We start from the raw sequence: 16,053 nt of genomic DNA on the forward strand, positions 1-16,053 counted from the left end.
GGGGGCGTCATATCAGAGGGTCTCTTCGGCGTTCTGCGCGGCGATCGCGGCATTCGCTGCCGCAGCCATCTGCTGCTGCTTGGCGATCTCGCGGTACATCTGGTCGCGCCCGCTCAGGTACTGCTTCGGCCAGTCGACGTCGCGGCTCTGCAGCTTGGCGGCCTCGTGCAGCGTCCAGGCCGGGTCGGCCAGGTGCGGCCGCGCGATCGCGCAGAGGTCGGCGCGCCCGGCCGCGATGATGCTGTTGGCCTGGTCGGCCTCGGTGATCGCGCCGACGGCGATGGTCGCGATGCCGACCTCGTTGCGGATGCGGTCGGCGAATGGCGTCTGGTACATGCGGCCGTACACCGGCTGGGCGGCGCGCGTGGTCTGTCCCGACGACACATCGATGAAGTCGGCGCCGGCTTCCTTGAAGAGCCGGGCCACCGCCACTGCCTCGGCATCGGTGTTGCCGCCCGGCGCCCAGTCGTGCGCCGAGATCCGCACGCTCATCGGCTTGTCCTCGGGCCAGGCGGCGCGCATGGCGCGGAACACCTCGAGCGGATAGCGGCAACGCGCCTCGATGCCGCCGTTGTATTCGTCGGTGCGCAGGTTGGTGAGCGGGCTGATGAAGGACGACAGCAGGTAGCCGTGCGCGCAGTGCAGTTCGAGCCAGTCGAAGCCGCATTCGACCGCGCGGCGGGTGGAGGCGACGAACTGCTCGCGCATCTCGTCCATCTGCGCGCGGGTCATTTCGGCCGGCAGCTGGTTCTGGTCGCCGTAGGCCACGGCGCTGGCGGACAGCAGCGGCCAGTTGCCGCTCTCGAGCGGCTCGTCGGTGCCTTCCCAGCCCACGCGCGTCGAGCCCTTGGCGCCGCTATGGCCGATCTGGATCGCGATCTTCGCACTCGATTGCGCGTGCACGAAGTCGACGATGCGCCGGAACGCCGCCTGCTGTGCGTCGTTGTAGAGGCCGGTGCAACCGGGCGTGATGCGGCCTTCGGGTGTCGGGCTGGTCATTTCGACGAACACCATCGCGGCACCGCCGAGCGCGCGTGCGCCCAGGTGCACCAGCAAGAAGTCTTGCGGCACGCCGTCGACCGCGCTGTAGGTGGCCATCGGCGAGACCAGGATGCGGTTCTTCAGCGTGAGGCCGCGCACCTTGTAGGGCAACAGCATCGGCAGCGTCGGCTTGCCGCCCGCCAGCCACTGCTCGTAGCCGCCGAGCCAGGCGGTGTCGCGCAGTCGCAGGTTCTCGTGGCTGATGCGCTGCGAGCGCGTGAGAAGCGAATAGGCGAACTGCTCGATCTGCATGCCGGTGTAGCGCGGCACATTCTCGAACCACTCGGTCGAGTTGCGTGCGGCATTCTGGATCTTGAGCACCTCGACGCTGCGACGCGCCTCGTAGCCTTCGAGCACATGGTCGACCGTGCCGCCCGCGGCAAACTCATCGGCCAGGTCGATGGCGTCCTCGAGCGCGAGCTTGGTGCCCGAGCCGATCGAGAAATGCGCCGTATGCGCCGCGTCGCCCATCAGCACCACGGGCACCGAGCGGCCTTCGACGTCGATGCGGTGCGTCCAGCGCTCGCACACCACGCGCGGAAAGCGGATCCAGTTGGCCGAGCCGCGCAGGTGCGTGGCGTTGCTGATGAGCGCATGGCCGCCGAGGTATTTGGCAAACAGCTTCTCGCAGAAGGCGACGGCCTCGGGCTGCTCCATCTGGTCGAGCCCATGGGCCTTCCATACGGCCTCGGGCGTCTCGACGATGAAGGTCGATGTCTTGTCGTCGAACTGGTAGGCGTGCGCCTGGAACCAGCCGTGCTCGGTTTCTTCGAAGGCGAAGGTGAAAGCGTCGAAGGTCTGGTGCGTGCCGAGCCACACGAAGCGGCAGTTGCGCAGGTCGACGTCGGGCTTGAACACATCGGCATAGCGCTGGCGGATGCGGCTGTTGAGGCCATCGCTCGCGATCACCAGGTCGGCGTTGTATTTGGCGGCCATGGCCTGGTCGTCGGCCACGTCGGTCTCGAAGACCAGCTGCACGCCAAGCGCGAGGCAGCGCTCCTGCAGGATGTTCAAGAGCCGCTTGCGCCCGATGCCGCAGAAGCCGTGGCCGCCCGAGCGCACCTGGCCGCCCTTGAAGAACACCTGGATGTCGTCCCAGTGGTGGAACTCGTTGCCGATGAGCTCCGCGGTGTCCGTGTCGGCGGCGGCCAGGTTGGCGAGCGTCTGGTCGCTGAGCACCACGCCCCAGCCGAAAGTGTCGAAGGGCCGGTTGCGTTCGACCACGGTGATCTCGAGTGCGGGGTTGCGTGCCTTCATCAGCAGCGCGAAGTACAGGCCGGCGGGGCCGCCGCCGATGCACAGGATGCGTTGGAGGTCCATGGCGGGGGCGGCAGAGGCGCCGGGGGCAAGGCTGTTCATGGTTGAATAGTTTAGGCATAAACAATCTGCTGTCAATCGGTGCACTCATCCGTGATGCTGGCGCGGGCAACTGCATGCAAAAGAATCAAAAAATCAATACCATGGCGCACCATGCAAAGCTTGATACCCAAGATCGAGTCGCAGCTTGCGTCGCTGCCGGTGCCTATCGCACTTGAATTGCCTGACGGGCGCAGGGTTTCCAAACCGGGGTCGCGTGTGACCCTGGCATTCAGGGAGTGGTCGGCCCTGGCCCAGCTCGCCGCGCGCCAGGTGGGCGCCATCGGCGAGGCCTATGTGGAGGGCAAGGTCCAGATCGAAGGCGCGATGCGCGACATCATCGATGCGACGGTCGGCATGCTGCCGGGCAACCCGGCCGAAACAGACACCATCTGGTGGACCCGCCTGCTGCGGCTCGCCAAGTCCCGCGGCTCGCATTCGCTCCACAAGGACGCGGAGCAGATCCAGTTCCACTACGACGTCTCCGACGATTTCTACGCGCTGTGGCTCGACCCGCGCCGGGTCTATTCGTGCGCCTACTTCCGAACGCCCGACCTCACGCTGGCCCAGGCGCAGGAGGCCAAGCTCGACCACATCTGCCGCAAGCTGATGCTGCAGCCGGGCGAGCGCTTCCTCGACATCGGCTCGGGCTGGGGCGGGTTGCTGCTCTGGGCGGCCGAGCACTACGGCGTGGACGCGACCGGCATCACCCTGTCGAAGAACCAGCATGCGCACGTGCAGCGGCTGATCGAAGAAAAAGGCCTGCAGCATCGCGTGCGCGTCGAACTGCGCGACTACCGCGAGCTTCCGCTCGACGCGCCCTTCGACAAGATCTCATCGGTTGGCATGTTCGAGCACGTGGGTTCGGCCAACATGCCGACCTATTTTCGCCAGGTCTACGCACTGCTCAAGCCGGGCGGCCTGGTGCTGAACCACGGCATCACCTCGGGCCAGCTCGACTACCGCCAGCTCGGGGCGGGCATGGGCAACTTCATCGAGAAGTACATCTTCCCGGGCGGCGAGCTGCTGCACGTGACGCACGTGCTGCGCGAAACGGTTGCCGCGGGCCTCGAGATGGTCGACACCGAAAGCCTGCGTCCGCACTATGCGCGCACGCTCTGGGCCTGGTCGGATGCGCTCGAGGCGCAGCTCGACACCGCGCTCGAGGTGCTCAGGCGAACCGGTGGGCGCCAGGGCGAGAATGCCGAGCGCATCGTGCGCGCCTACCGGCTCTATCTCGCGGGTTCGGCGATGAGCTTCGAGCAGGGCTGGATCTCGCTGCACCAGATGCTTTCCACCCGGCCCGACGGCAAGGTCGACCGCGGCGCGCTGCGCGGCGCGCAATCGGTGTACCCTTTTGCCCGTGACTACATCTACAAGTGATCAAGGAAGGACCTGCATGCTCTATCGATTCCAGTCCCGCGCCACGCCGGAGTTCGTGATGCTCGAGGCGCACGCGCGCCAACTGCTCGACGTCGTCGGCAAGCCGGCTGCGCCCCAGGGCGTCATCACTGTCGAACAGATCCCGGCCGCCATTGCCGCACTGGAGTCCGCTGTGGCCCGCGAGTCCGGCAATGCGCACAACCACGACGACCACGTCGTCGAAGGCCATGACGACGATGCCGAAAAGCAGCATGTCGGCCTGCACCAGCGCGCGGCCCCGCTGCTTCACATGCTCAAGGATTCACTCGCCGAGCAAAAGGACGTCACCTGGACGACCTGACACGGGAAAAAGGCCCTCGCGCCGCGCAAGCCGCGGCCTGAGCCAGGGCACCCGTGGAACCGGCTTTGCCGGGCCACCGGGTGCGCCCCCCAGTGGGGGAGGCGGCTACACGAAGTGAGCCGCTTCGGGGGCGTCCTTAGTCCACTTTCGCGCCGGAGTCCTTCACGACCTTTGCCCACTTCACGTGCTCGCTGGCGATCAGCTTCGTGAAGTCGGCCGGCGTGTTGCCGCTCGGGATTGCGCCCTGGGCGAGCATCTTCTCCTTGATGGCCGGCGTGGCGAGCGACTTCGCCACTTCCTGCTGAATGCGGTTCACGATCTCGGGCGACGTGCCGGCCGGTGCGAGCAGGCCGAACCACGAACTCGCCTCGAAGCCCTTGAGTGCCGGTCCGCCCGCCTCTTCGACGGTCGGAACGTCGGGCAGGGCCGGTGAGCGCTGCGCGCTGGTCACGGCCAGGGCGGTGAGCTTGCCGCCCTTGATCTGCGCCATCGACGAAGGCAGGTTGTCGAACATCACGTCGGCGTTGCCGGCCACCATGTCGAGCAGCGCCGGGCCCGAGCCCTTGTACGGGATGTGCGCCATGAAGGTGCCCGTCATGCTCTTGAAGAGTTCGCCCGCCAGGTGGATCGAGGTGCCGTTGCCGCTCGACGCCATGTTGAGCTTGCCCGGGTTCGCCTTTGCGTACTTGATGAAATCCTGCACGTTGCGGATGTTCAGTTCCTTCGCCTTCTCGGCATTCATCTCCATCACGTTCGGCACCGCGGCCACCAGCGTGACGGGCGCGAAGTCCTTGATCGGGTCGAACGCCAGCTTCGGATAGAGCGCCCGGTTGATGCCGTGCGTGCCCACGGTGCCCATCAACAGCGTGTAGCCGTCGTTCTGCGAACGAGCCACGATCTCGGCGCCCACGTTGCCGCCGGCGCCGGCACGGTTGTCGACGATGAACTGCTGGCCGAAGGCCTTCGAGAGCTCGGGCGCCACGGCGCGCGCGAGGATGTCGGTGGTGCCGCCGGCCGCAAAGGGCACGACGATGCGCACCGGCTTGGTGGGCCAGGTGCCCTGGGCCCACGAGGGCATGGCCACGAGGGCTGCTACGGCTGCGGCGGAGGCTGCAAGTGCAGCGCGGCGGGTCGGTTTGAATGAAAAAGTCATACGGCGTTTGTACAGGCTAACGATGGCAGGCGCCGCAGGTAAAACCCCGGGCGTCCGGTGGGAAATTCTTCTTCAGGCCGCGTGCATGCGCGCGGCGAAGCCTTCGCTTCGAAAGCGTTCCAGGATGAAGTCGATGAACACGCGCGTCTTGGCGGGCAGCAGCTTTTTGCTGGGGTAGTAGAGCCACAGCGCGCCCGCGTCGAAGTGCCAGGCGGGCAGCAGGCGCACCAGCGCGCCGCTTCGCAGGCCGCGCTCGACGAAGGGCATCGGCAGCATCGCCACGCCCAGGCCCATGAGCGCGGCATGCGCGATCGCCTCCGGGTCGTTGAAGATCGCGCGCGGGCGCGGCTGCTCGACCGTGGCCCGGCGGCCATCGGCATGCTGCAGCGTCCAGCTGCGCAGGCGGCCCGTCGGCGAGGAGCGGCGCACCAGCGCATCGAGCTGGGCAAGATCGGCCGGCTCCGCGGGCAGGGCGCGGTTCGCGAAGTAGGCGGGCGCGGCCACCGCGACCACATGGATGCGCGCCAGCTCGCGCGCCACCAGCCCGGGCGGGAGCTCGATGCCGCCGCCGATCGCCGCGTCGAAGCCTTCGCCCACGAGGTCCACCTGCCGGTTGTCGAAATGCCAGTCGGGCAGGATCGCCGGATAGCGTGCCAGGAAGTCGCCCATCATCGGCAGCACATGCTCGCGGCCGAAGGCCTGGCCCATGCTGACCTTGAGCGTGCCGGCGGGCTGGCCGTCCTGGTGCGTGATGCCGGCCACCGCGTCCTGCAGCGTCGCGAGCGCCCCGCCGATCTGCCGCAGGAAGCGCTCGCCGCCTTCGGTCAGCGTGAGGCGTCGCGTGCTGCGCTGGAACAGCCGCACGCCGAGACTGGCCTCGAGCCGTGCCACGTTCTTGCTGACGGCGGCCGGCGTGAGCCCGAGCCGCCGCGCCGCGGCCGAGAAGCTGCCGCTATCGGCACTCTGCACAAAGGATTCGAGGTGGTTGAGAGGGGGCGCCATCACGCTATTTTTCAACCCTTGGTTGAATCTGATTGCGCTGATTATGGGCTACCGCAAAGGTAATCGAATGCCCAAACTGAGCCTGTCCATTCACAAAACAAGGAATCCACATGGCTCCCACTTCGACCCTTCCCCGGCCCCTTTCGGGCAAAACCGCCTTCGTGACCGGCGGCTCGCGCGGCATCGGTGCCGCCATCGTGCGCCGGCTCGTCCAGGACGGCGCGGCCGTCGCCTTCAGCTATGCCAGCTCGGCCGGTCCCGCCGAGGCGCTCGTGCGCAGCATCGAGGCCGAGGGCGGCCGCGCGGTGGCGCTCAGGATCGACAGCGCCGACGCCGCCGCGCTCACCGCGGGCATCGACGATGCCGCGCGCCGGCTCGGCCGCATCGACGTGCTGGTCAACAATGCCGGCGTCTTCCTGCCCGGCACCGTCGACGACATGCCGCTCGCCGATTTCGACCGCACCTGGCAGGTCAACGTGCGCGCGGTGTTCGTCGCGGCCCAGGCCGCCGTGCGCCACATGGGCGAGGGCGGCCGCATCATCAACATCGGCAGCACCAATGCCGAGCGCGCGCCCTGGCCCGGCTTCAGTGCCTATGCCATGAGCAAGTCGGCACTCAAGGGCCTGGTGCAGGGCCTCTCGCGCGATCTGGGACCGCGAGGCATCACGGTCAACAACGTGCAGCCAGGTCCGGTCGACACCGACATGAACCCGGTCGATGGCCCCAACGCCGCCGCGATGCACGGATTGATGGCCGTGGCGCGCCATGCGCGGCCCGAAGAGATCGCCGCGATGGTGGCCTACCTCGCAGGGCCCGAGGCGGGCTTCGTGACCGGCGCCAGCCTCAACATCGACGGCGGCTTCGCGGCCTGATCAACCGGCGCGCTGCACGGCCGAGACGAGCTTGTCGAGCGTGGCGTCGAGCCGCGCCAGCTCGTCGCCCGACACGCCCGCGAACAGCTCGGCCTCGCGCTCGCGCCCCAGCGCACTCACGATGGCATGCAGCGCCTTGCCGGCCGCCGTGAGGTGAAGCCGCGCGCGGCGCTGGTCGGTCGGGTCGTGGTGGCGCTGCATGCGCTTGTGGCGCCGGAGGCCCGCGAGCGCGCGGCTCACGGCCATCTTGTCGAGCCCCGTCAGTTCGGCCACCTGCGTGGCGGTGAGCCCGGGCTGCGCGCCGAGCACTGCCATCGCGCGCCATTCGTTGAGCGTGAGCTGGTGCTCGCGCCCCACGCGCTCATGAAACGGCCGCGCGGTCAGGTTGACCACCCGCACCAGCTTGAAGAACAGCGGGTCCATGGCGCCACGGGCCTGTTCAGCGCCCCTGGCCGACCAGCTTCCTCGCCGCCGCCGCGATGGCTTCGGCGCCGACGCGCGACGCGGCCTCGAGCACCGGCGCATAGCCGACCGGGATGCGCGGCGCACCGAGCCGCGCCACGCGGCAGCCCGTCGCCTCGGCGGCGCTCGCGGCGATCTCGGCGCCGAAGCCAGCCACCTGCACCGCCTCGTGCACCACCAGCAGGCGCCCGGTGCGCGTGCACGAACCGAGCACCGTCTCGCGGTCCCAGGGCCAGAGGGTGCGCAGGTCGATCAGGTCGACCGCGATGCCTTCGGCCGCCAGCGTTTCGCAGGCGGCGGCGCAGGCCTGCATCTGGCGGCTCCAGCTCACGAGCGTGAGCGCATCGCCTTCGCGCACGCGGCGCGCCAGGCCGAGCGGCACGGCCAGATCTTCGTCGACCTCGCCGCGCAGGCCCCAGAGCGTCTTGTGCTCGATGTAGGCCACCGGATCGCCGCACTGCATCGCCGCGCGCAGCAGGCTGTAGTTGTCTTGCGGCGTCGAGGGGCACACCACCACCAGCCCCGGCAGGTGGGCGAACCAGGCTTCGAGCGATTGCGAATGCTGCGCGGCCGACGCATCCCAGATGCCGCCCGGCATGCGCGCCACCAGCGGCACGCGGCCCTGGCCGCCGAACATGAAGCGGTTCTTGGCGGCCTGGTTCACGAGTTCGTCCATGCCGCAGAGCGCGAAGTCGACCACGCGCATCTCGACCACCGGGCGCAGGCCCGCGAGCGCCATGCCGACGCCGGCGCCCATGATCGCGGCCTCGCTGATCGGCGTGTCGATCACGCGGCCTTCGCCGAAGCGCTGCTGCAGCCCCTTGTACTGGCCGAAGATGCCGCCGCGGCCCACGTCCTCGCCGAGCACCACCACGCGGGCGTCGGCCTGCATCTCGCGCGCCACCGCGCGCACCGCGGCCTCCGAATAGCTGAGTTCCTGCTTGTCGATCGTCAATGCCATTGCCCGGCTCCGGTGGTCTGCACGTCGGTGAATGCGGCGCCGGGCTCGGGCCAGGGCGCCGCGTCGGCCGCGGCCAGCGCGGCGGCGACCTCGTCGCGCGCCGCGTTCTCGATCGCGTCGAGCACGGCCGCATCGACGCCGGCCGCGAGCAGCCGGCCGCGGGCGCGCGCGATGGGATCGGTCTCGAGCGCCGCGGCCAGCTCGGCAGGGTCGCGGTACGCCGCCACATCGACCGACACGTGCCCTTTCACGCGGTAGGTCAGCGCATGCAGCAGGCGCGGCCCGCCGCCGCCGCGCACCTCGGCCACCAGCGCCGCGGCGGCCTCGTGTACCGCGAACACGTCGTTGCCGTCGACCTGCGTGGCCGCGATGTCCATCGACGCCGCGCGCGCCGAGGCACCGTCGCCGGCCGTCATCGGCCCGCTTGCCGTGGTGGCGCTCCAGCGGTTGTCCTCGCAGACGAAGAGCACGGGCAGCGCATACACCCGCGCCCAGTTCAGGGCTTCGAGGAACGGGCCGCGGTTGATCGCGCCGTCGCCGAAGAAGCAGGCGGTGATGCCGCCGTCCACCGCGCCCAGCAGCTTCTGCGCATGCGCCGCGCCCACCGCAATCGGCAGGCCCGCGGCCACCACGCCGTTGGCGCCGAGCATGCCGACCGAGAAGTCGGCGATGTGCATCGAGCCGCCCTTGCCGCCGTTGAAGCCCGACGCCTTGCCGAACAGCTCGCACATCATGCGCGGGAGGTCCGCGCCCTTGGCGAGCGTGTGGCCGTGGCCGCGGTGCGTGGAGGTGAGATAGTCGCTCGTGCGCAGGTGCGCGCACACGCCCGCGGGCACCGCCTCCTGGCCGGTCGACAGGTGCAGCGGCCCGCGCACATGCGCGCTGCCGGCGGCTTCCTGGCCATAGGCGCTCACGCCGCCCTGGCTGGCCGCCTCGGCGGCATTCTCGAACGCGCGGATGCGCACCATCGTTCGGTAGAGCGCCTCGCCGGCGGGGTTGTCGTTGCGCTTGTCCATCTTGTCTCCAGCGCCTGTGGGATCGGCGTTGCGGCAAAAATCGTATCAAGCGTGACGGGATGGCGGAACCGGGCTTACCCCGTGCCTTTGCTGCTTCAGCGCACCGCGCAACCGGGTCAACCGTGCACCCGGACCGTGTTGCGGCCCTCTTCCTTGGCGAGGTAGAGCGCTGCGTCCGCTGCGCGCAGCAGCTCAGACGGCGTGCCGCCGGGCTGCGGGGTCCAGGCAGCCACCCCAAGGCTGATGGACACGGTGCCCAGTGCCGAGGCTGCATGGGGGATCTGCAGGTCGAGCACGGCAAGCCGCGCCCTTTGGGCAACTTCGAGCGCACCTTCGGGGTCGGTCGTCGACAGCAGCAGAACCATCTCTTCACCGCCATAGCGTGCCGCAAGGTCACCCGTGCGCCACGCCGCCGAGCGCAGCGCATGGGCAACCTGCCGCAGGCATTCATCGCCTTCGAGGTGGCCGTACAGGTCGTTGTATTTCTTGAACTCATCGACGTCCACCATGACGATCGCCAGCGGCGTACGGCTCTGTTGAGCTTGCTCGAAGGCGAGCAGCAGCCGGGCATCGAAATAGCGGCGATTGGCCAGGCCCGTCAGTCCATCTTCTTGTGCCAGATGTTTCAGCCGTTCGTTGGCCTGCGCCAGGGCGTCTCTTGCGCTGCGCAAATGCTGTTCGGCGACCACTCGCCTGCGCAGAGACTGGGTCAGGTGCCGGCCCGACACGCCAACGATCATGCACAGGAGGACGGCCCAGGCGCTCTGGTAGATCGACGCGGACTTCCATTCCTGCAATGCCTCGGTCTTGCTCACCGCGACCGTCACGATGAGCGGGTGGTCAGGCAGGTGCTCGAAGCTGATGATCCGGGTGACGCCGTCGATGGTCGACCTTCCCTCCACGGTGCCCGAACGCGAGGCCTGGAAACGCTGCTGCAGCGCAGAGCCCGCATTGCGCCTCCCCATTTCGGCTTCCACGAAAGGCCTGCGAAGCAACAGCTGGTCGCTGCGGAGCAGTGCGATCGCGCCCTGCTTGCCGATCTGGAAACGATCGAGCAGCGTCAGCAGGTGCTTGACGCTGAGCGTGACCAGCACCACCCCGGCAAAGTCGCCCTCCGGATCGTTGAGCCTTCGCGACACCGGGATGATCCACTCGCCGGACGAGCGGCTCACGATGGGCCCGCCGATCAGCGTCCGCACGCTCGGGTTGTCACGGTGATAGACGAAATACGCGCGGTCCGAATTGTTGCGCGAGGCGTCCATCGAAGGCTCGGAGTGGACCAGCCAGCGGCCTTGAACGTCGTAGATGAACAGGCCCTTGACCGCCTCGACCTGGGCGGCATGGTTCACCAGAACCGGCTGAAGACGCTGCAAGGTGTCGGGGGTGATGTCGTCGCGCTCGAGCTCGAACACGATGCCCGAGATGATGTGCTCGGCCAGCACCAGCGTACTTCCGATCTGCTGGCTGACCGCGCGCGCCAGGTTGGTGTTCGCCCGCGTGATCTGCTCGACTTCCGCAGCTCGGCCGCGGATGACCAGCCATGCGTTCATCACCAGCAGCGCGACGCACACGAAGGCGATGAACAGGGTGGTGCCGACGACGACGCGGTTGCTTTCCTTGTCCGTCTTGCGGGCGAGACCGGCTGCATTCTCCGCCGGGCCCGGGCCAATGGCTGCGTCCGGCGTCGACTTGTGCAGATCGGTAGAGGAAGTTTGTCGCATCGAAAGGACCAGTCTCCACCGTCTCAGGCGCCGACCGCCTCCTTGAATGTGGGTCCGCGACGATGTTAAGCCAACAACAACTGCAATCAGCCCTGTGCTGCCGAACCCTTGCGCACTGCCTCCTGCAGGCATTGCGCAAGCCGGCCCACCACGGCCGGGCTGGATTGCGGCGCGCGCTGCAGCAGGCCGACCTCGCGGTGGAAGGTGGCCTGGCCCAGCGAGACCGCGCGCACGCCGGCGGGCAAAGGCAGGTGCGCCTCGACCATCGGCACGAGCGCCACGCCCAACCCCTTGGCTGCCATGTGGATGAGCCCCGGGATCTCGTCGACCTCGATCGACTCGTTGACGGCGATGCCCTCGCGCCGCAGGAACCGCTCGACCATGCGCCCGCCGAAAGAGGCGCGGTCGTAGCGCAGGAAGGGCTGTTCCTGCAGCAGGCGTCGCCAGTCCCTTCCCGGCAGTGCCTCCGGTGCGGCGAGCACGTAGCGCTCGCGCACCAGCGTCTGCCAGCGCAACTCCGGCGGCATGCCGAAGGGCGGCCGGATGATCAGCGCCGCGTCGATCGTGCCCGCGTCGAGGTCGTCCATCAACCGCATCGACACGCCCGGCGACACGTGCACGCGCAGCGACGGCGCAGCCTTGCGCAGCTTCGCGAGTGCGCGCGCAAGGAGCGTCGACTGGGTCGAGGCAATGGCGCCGATCCGCAGCAGCCCGCCTTCTGCACCATCGCCCGCCGGAGGCTCGCCGAGCCGGTCGTACAGGGCACAGATCTCCACCGCACGCGCCAGCGTGGTCTCCCCGGCCGCATTCAGCGTGGCGGAGCGGCCGGTCCGGTCGAAGAGCGCGAAGCCGAGCGAGTCTTCGAGCCGCTTGATCTGGCTGCTGACGGCCGACTGCGTCAGCCCGATCCGCTCGCCCGCCGCGACGAAGGTGCCGTGGCGGCAGACGGCGATGAAGGTCTTGAGTTCACTGATCATCCACCGAGCATCGCAAGGATCGATGCCCAACTCAAGGATCGATCGACATGCATGATCGATGCGCCTCAGGTCGCGAACAGCGCATCGAGGTTGGCGAACGATTTCATCTCGATCGCATTGCCCGAGGGATCGAGAAAGAACATCGTGGCCTGTTCCCCGGGCTCGCCCTTGAAGCGGATGTAGGGCTCGATGATGAATTCGACGTGGCGTGCCGCGAGCCTGTCGGCCAGGGCCTGCCACTGGTCCATCGGGAGGATGGCGCCGAAGTGCCGCACCGGCACGGCGTGTCCGTCGACCGCGCCATGCGCCTTGTGGCCGCATTCGTCGGGCGCGAGGTGCGCCACGATCTGGTGGCCGTGAAAGTCGAAGTCCACCCATTCCGGCGCGCTGCGGCCTTCGGGGCAGCCGAGCAGCCCGCCGTAGAAGGCGCGGGCTTCGGCGATGTCGCGCACGGGAAATGCCAGGTGAAACGGGATGCGCGCGGGGGATGTCTGCATGGGTCGGCTCCTGTGTGGAATGCGGAAACCCGGAACTCTAAGCAGCGCAAGGCATGAATGAAAACGATATGTTTCGTTGCTGAGCATCATGCATTTCGATGAAACGGAAGTCTGCGTTGGGCCACGCACTGAGCATCTCCGCCCCGGGATTTCCCGGGTGCCCAGCACTTCCGCACGATGGGATAGTTAATTCGCCGGTCGAACTAACTAATTTCTTACATTGTTGGGCGCGCGCCCAAGGAGACACCGATGCACCTCAAGCACTCCCTGGCCGCCATGGCCTTCGGCCTCACTGCGGCGAGCGCGCTGGCGCAGACCGTGGTCGGCGTGAGCTGGTCCAACTTTCAGGAAGAGCGCTGGAAGACCGACGAGGCCGCGATCAAGGCCCAGCTCGAGAAGCTCGGCGCCAAGTACATCAGCGCCGACGCGGGCGGCTCGCCCGAGAAGCAGCTCGGCGACATCGAGGGCCTGATGGCCAAGGGCGCCAAGGCGCTGATCGTGCTGGCGATGGACAAGGACGCGATCCTGCCCGCCGTCACCAAGGCCACGCGGCAGAAGGTGCCGGTGGTGGCGTACGACCGGCTGATCGAGGCGCCCGGCGTCTTCTACATCACCTTCGACAACGTCGAGGTCGGGCGCATGGAGGCGCGCGAGGTGTTCAAGGTCAAGCCCAAGGGCAACTACGTGATCATCAAAGGCTCGCCGAGCGACCCGAACGCCGACTTCCTGCGCGCAGGCCAGCAGGAGGTGCTCGATGCCGCGGTGAAGAAGGGCGACATCAAGATCGTGGGCGACGAATACACCGAGGGCTGGAAGCCCGAGGTCGCGCAGAAGAACATGGAGCAGATCCTCACCAAGGTCGGCAACAAGGTCGATGCCGTGGTGGCGGCCAACGACGGCACCGCGGGCGGCGCCGTGGCGGCGCTCACGGCCAAGGGCCTGCGCGGCATTCCGGTGTCGGGCCAGGACGCCGACTTCGCGGCGCTCAACCGCATTGCGCTCGGCACCCAGACCGCGACCATCTTCAAGGACTCGCGCGAACTCGGCCGCGAGGCCGCCAATGCCGCGATCGCGCTGTCGCAGGGCAAGCCGGCCGAGAAGGCCGCGACCTGGAATGCCGGGCCGAAGAAGATCGCGCTGCAGTCGCGCCTGCTCACGCCGGTGCCGATCACGCGCGACAACCTCGACGTGGTGGTCAAGGCCGGCTGGATCAAGAAGGACGAACTCTGCAAGGGTGTGCCCGCGGCCAACGCGCCGGCCGCCTGCAAGTAAGCAGGCAGATGGGCGATCCAACGACGCCGGGCCTCTGGCGGCGCACCGGCATCGACCTGCGGCTGGCGCTGATGAGCGTGCTGCTGGTCGCGATGGGCGTGGTCTTCAACATGCTCTCGGGCGGCGTGTTCCTGTCGCCCGAGAACCTCTACAACGTGGCGCAGCAGACGGCGGTGGTGGGCATCGTGTCGACCGTGATGGTGCTGGTCATCGTGGCGCGCCACATCGACCTGTCGGTCGGCTCGGTGATGGGCTTCGTCGGCGTGCTGATCGCCTACCTGCAGTACACCTCGGGCTGGTCGTGGCCCGCGGCCTGCCTCGCGGGGCTCGCGGTGGCGCTCCTGGTGTCGATCTACCAGGGCTGGCTCACGGCGATGCTCGGCGTGCCCTCGTTCGTCGTCACGCTCGGCGGACTGATGTCGTTCCGCGGTGCTGCGTTCCTGGTGGCCGACGGCAAGACCCAGCCGGTGAACGACGAGTTCTTCCAGCGCCTGGGCGGCGGCTATGACGGCGGCATCGGCACCGCCGCCACATGGGCGCTTGCGGGCTTCGTGGCGCTGGTGCTGTTTGCGCGCATGCTGCAGAAGCGCCGCGCACGCGCGCACCACGGCATGCCCAACGAGCCGCTCTGGCTTGCGCTGCTGCTCACGGCCGTGCCGGCGGCGGTGGTGCTCGGGTTCGCGGCGGTCATGAACAGCTACCAGATCGCCTCCAAGGACGCGCCGCAGGGCCTGCCGATCCCGGTGCTGATCTGGGCCGTGGTCGCCGTGGTGCTGTCGTTCATCGTGCACCGCACGCGCTTCGGCCGCTACGTGTTCGCGATGGGCGGCAACCCCGATGCGGCGGCGCTGGTGGGCATTCCGGTCAAGCGCGTCACGCTGATGCTGTTCGCGTTGCTCGCGGTGCTGGTCACGGTGGCCGCGATCGTGTCGATCGCGCGGCTCAACGCGGGCACCAATTCGCTCGGCACCGGCATGGAGCTCTACGTGATCGCGGCGGCCGTGATCGGCGGCACGGCGCTCGCGGGCGGAACCGGCTCGATCTTCGGCTCGGTGCTCGGCGCGCTGATCATGCAGTCGCTCGACAGCGGCATGCTGCTGCTCGACGTGCCGATCGGCAAGCGCATGGTGATCATCGGGCAGGTGCTGATCGTGGCGGTGGTGTTCGACGTGCTGTACCGCCGCAGGTTCGGCGAGAACTGACATGATGGCCACCGATACATCCCGGCCGCTCGTCGAATTGCGCGAGATCCGCAAGGCCTTCGGCGGCGTGAAGGCCGTCGACGGCGTGAGCGTGAACCTGCATGCCGGCGAAGTGGTCGCGCTGCTCGGCCACAACGGCGCGGGCAAGTCCACGCTCATGAAGATGCTCGCGGGCGCCTACCCGGTCGACGCCGGCGAGACGCTGGTCGCGGGCGAGACGGTGCAGATCCGCACCCCCTCCGAAGCGCAGGCGCTCGGCATCGAAACCATCTACCAGACGCTGGCGCTGGCCGACAACCTCGACGCGGTGGCGAACCTGTTCCTCGGCCGCGAGAAGATGACGCGCTGGAACACGCTCGACGACCATTTCATGGAGGTCGAGGCGCGCAAGGTGTTCCAGCGCCTCAACCGCAACTTCAGCAACATCCGCACGCCCGTGCGGCGCCTCTCGGGCGGCCAGCGGCAGGTGGTGGCGATCTCGCGCGCGCTGTACTTCAACGCCCGCATCCTCATCATGGACGAGCCCTGCGCCGCGCTCGGCCCGGAAGAGACGGCGATGGTCGGCGGCCTCGTCAAGCAGCTCAAGGCCGATGGCGTGGGCATTTTCCTCATCACGCACGACATGCCCGACGTGTTCGCGCTCAGCGACCGCGTGGCGGTGATGAAGAACGGCCGGTTGGTCGGCACCTACTGCACCGCCGACGTCACCGAGGACGAGGTGCTCGGCATGATCATTGCCGGCAAGCGCCCCGAGGGAAAGGAACAGGCCCCGCGGTGAACCCTGGCCCTCCCGTGGAA

At 68.3% G+C, this 16,053-nt stretch carries 15 protein-coding genes; 6 read left to right on the forward strand and 9 right to left on the reverse strand.

Annotation, left to right across the window (positions count from 1 at the left end):
* Positions 1 to 12: 12 nt before the first annotated feature.
* Positions 13 to 2,400: a bifunctional salicylyl-CoA 5-hydroxylase/oxidoreductase gene (locus AC3A6R_RS13835; protein ID WP_487864607.1), complete on the reverse strand. Its 2,388-nt coding sequence runs from the start codon at positions 2,398 to 2,400 to the stop codon at positions 13 to 15.
* 111 nt (positions 2,401 to 2,511) lie between these two features.
* On the opposite strand from AC3A6R_RS13835, the gene AC3A6R_RS13840 reads away from it, so the two are divergent.
* Positions 2,512 to 3,780, forward strand: a complete 1,269-nt coding sequence (locus AC3A6R_RS13840) for a class I SAM-dependent methyltransferase (protein ID WP_487864608.1) — start codon at positions 2,512 to 2,514, stop codon at positions 3,778 to 3,780.
* Between the two features lie 16 nt (positions 3,781 to 3,796).
* Positions 3,797 to 4,120 carry a DUF1840 domain-containing protein gene (locus AC3A6R_RS13845; RefSeq protein ID WP_487860978.1) on the forward strand — a complete coding sequence of 108 codons (324 nt, stop codon included), beginning with the start codon at positions 3,797 to 3,799 and terminating at the stop codon, positions 4,118 to 4,120.
* Between the two features lie 136 nt (positions 4,121 to 4,256).
* Here AC3A6R_RS13845 and AC3A6R_RS13850 read toward each other — a convergent pair whose 3' ends face one another.
* On the reverse strand, positions 4,257 to 5,273 hold the full coding sequence (locus AC3A6R_RS13850) for a Bug family tripartite tricarboxylate transporter substrate binding protein (protein ID WP_487860979.1): 1,017 nt from the start codon (positions 5,271 to 5,273) through the stop codon (positions 4,257 to 4,259).
* Positions 5,274 to 5,345: 72 nt separating this feature from the next.
* Positions 5,346 to 6,275 carry a LysR family transcriptional regulator gene (locus AC3A6R_RS13855; protein ID WP_487860980.1) on the reverse strand — a complete coding sequence of 310 codons (930 nt, stop codon included), beginning with the start codon at positions 6,273 to 6,275 and terminating at the stop codon, positions 5,346 to 5,348.
* A 110-nt stretch (positions 6,276 to 6,385) separates the two neighbouring features.
* Between AC3A6R_RS13855 and AC3A6R_RS13860 the strand changes: the two genes are divergently transcribed.
* Positions 6,386 to 7,147: an SDR family oxidoreductase gene (locus tag AC3A6R_RS13860; RefSeq protein ID WP_487864609.1), complete on the forward strand. Its 762-nt coding sequence runs from the start codon at positions 6,386 to 6,388 to the stop codon at positions 7,145 to 7,147.
* Here AC3A6R_RS13860 and AC3A6R_RS13865 read toward each other — a convergent pair whose 3' ends face one another.
* The 6 genes from AC3A6R_RS13865 to AC3A6R_RS13890 form a co-directional block, all read right to left on the reverse strand.
* Positions 7,148 to 7,570, reverse strand: coding sequence for a MarR family winged helix-turn-helix transcriptional regulator (locus AC3A6R_RS13865; protein ID WP_487864610.1), 423 nt, complete (start codon positions 7,568 to 7,570; stop codon positions 7,148 to 7,150).
* A 16-nt stretch (positions 7,571 to 7,586) separates the two neighbouring features.
* Positions 7,587 to 8,570 (reverse strand): alpha-ketoacid dehydrogenase subunit beta, encoded by a 984-nt coding sequence (locus AC3A6R_RS13870; RefSeq protein WP_487860983.1) that lies wholly within the window; start codon positions 8,568 to 8,570, stop codon positions 7,587 to 7,589.
* The gene (locus AC3A6R_RS13875; protein WP_487864611.1) at positions 8,561 to 9,586 is read right to left on the reverse strand and encodes a thiamine pyrophosphate-dependent dehydrogenase E1 component subunit alpha; all 1,026 of its coding nucleotides are present in this window, start codon (positions 9,584 to 9,586) and stop codon (positions 8,561 to 8,563) included. Before AC3A6R_RS13875 ends, AC3A6R_RS13870 begins: the two co-directional genes overlap by 10 nt.
* 116 nt (positions 9,587 to 9,702) lie before the next feature.
* A complete protein-coding gene (locus AC3A6R_RS13880; protein WP_487864612.1) occupies positions 9,703 to 11,307 on the reverse strand; it encodes a GGDEF domain-containing protein in 1,605 nt (534 codons plus the stop codon).
* Between the two features lie 86 nt (positions 11,308 to 11,393).
* A complete protein-coding gene (locus tag AC3A6R_RS13885) occupies positions 11,394 to 12,284 on the reverse strand; it encodes a LysR family transcriptional regulator (protein WP_487864613.1) in 891 nt (296 codons plus the stop codon).
* 65 nt (positions 12,285 to 12,349) lie between these two features.
* Complete coding sequence (locus tag AC3A6R_RS13890; protein WP_487864686.1) at positions 12,350 to 12,736, reverse strand: VOC family protein; 387 nt, start codon at positions 12,734 to 12,736, stop codon at positions 12,350 to 12,352.
* A 294-nt stretch (positions 12,737 to 13,030) separates the two neighbouring features.
* Here AC3A6R_RS13890 and xylF point away from each other — a divergent pair, with 294 nt between their 5' ends.
* From xylF to AC3A6R_RS13905, 3 genes are read left to right on the forward strand one after another with little or no spacing between them, the layout of a single operon-like run.
* Positions 13,031 to 14,053, forward strand: coding sequence for a D-xylose ABC transporter substrate-binding protein (xylF, locus tag AC3A6R_RS13895; protein WP_487860987.1), 1,023 nt, complete (start codon positions 13,031 to 13,033; stop codon positions 14,051 to 14,053).
* An 8-nt stretch (positions 14,054 to 14,061) separates the two neighbouring features.
* On the forward strand, positions 14,062 to 15,255 hold the full coding sequence (locus tag AC3A6R_RS13900) for a sugar ABC transporter permease (RefSeq protein ID WP_487860988.1): 1,194 nt from the start codon (positions 14,062 to 14,064) through the stop codon (positions 15,253 to 15,255).
* 1 nt (position 15,256) lies between these two features.
* Positions 15,257 to 16,033: an ATP-binding cassette domain-containing protein gene (locus tag AC3A6R_RS13905; RefSeq protein WP_487860989.1), complete on the forward strand. Its 777-nt coding sequence runs from the start codon at positions 15,257 to 15,259 to the stop codon at positions 16,031 to 16,033.
* Positions 16,034 to 16,053: the final 20 nt, after the last annotated feature.

It is taken from the genome of Variovorax sp. Soil_C_19, assembly GCF_057657255.1.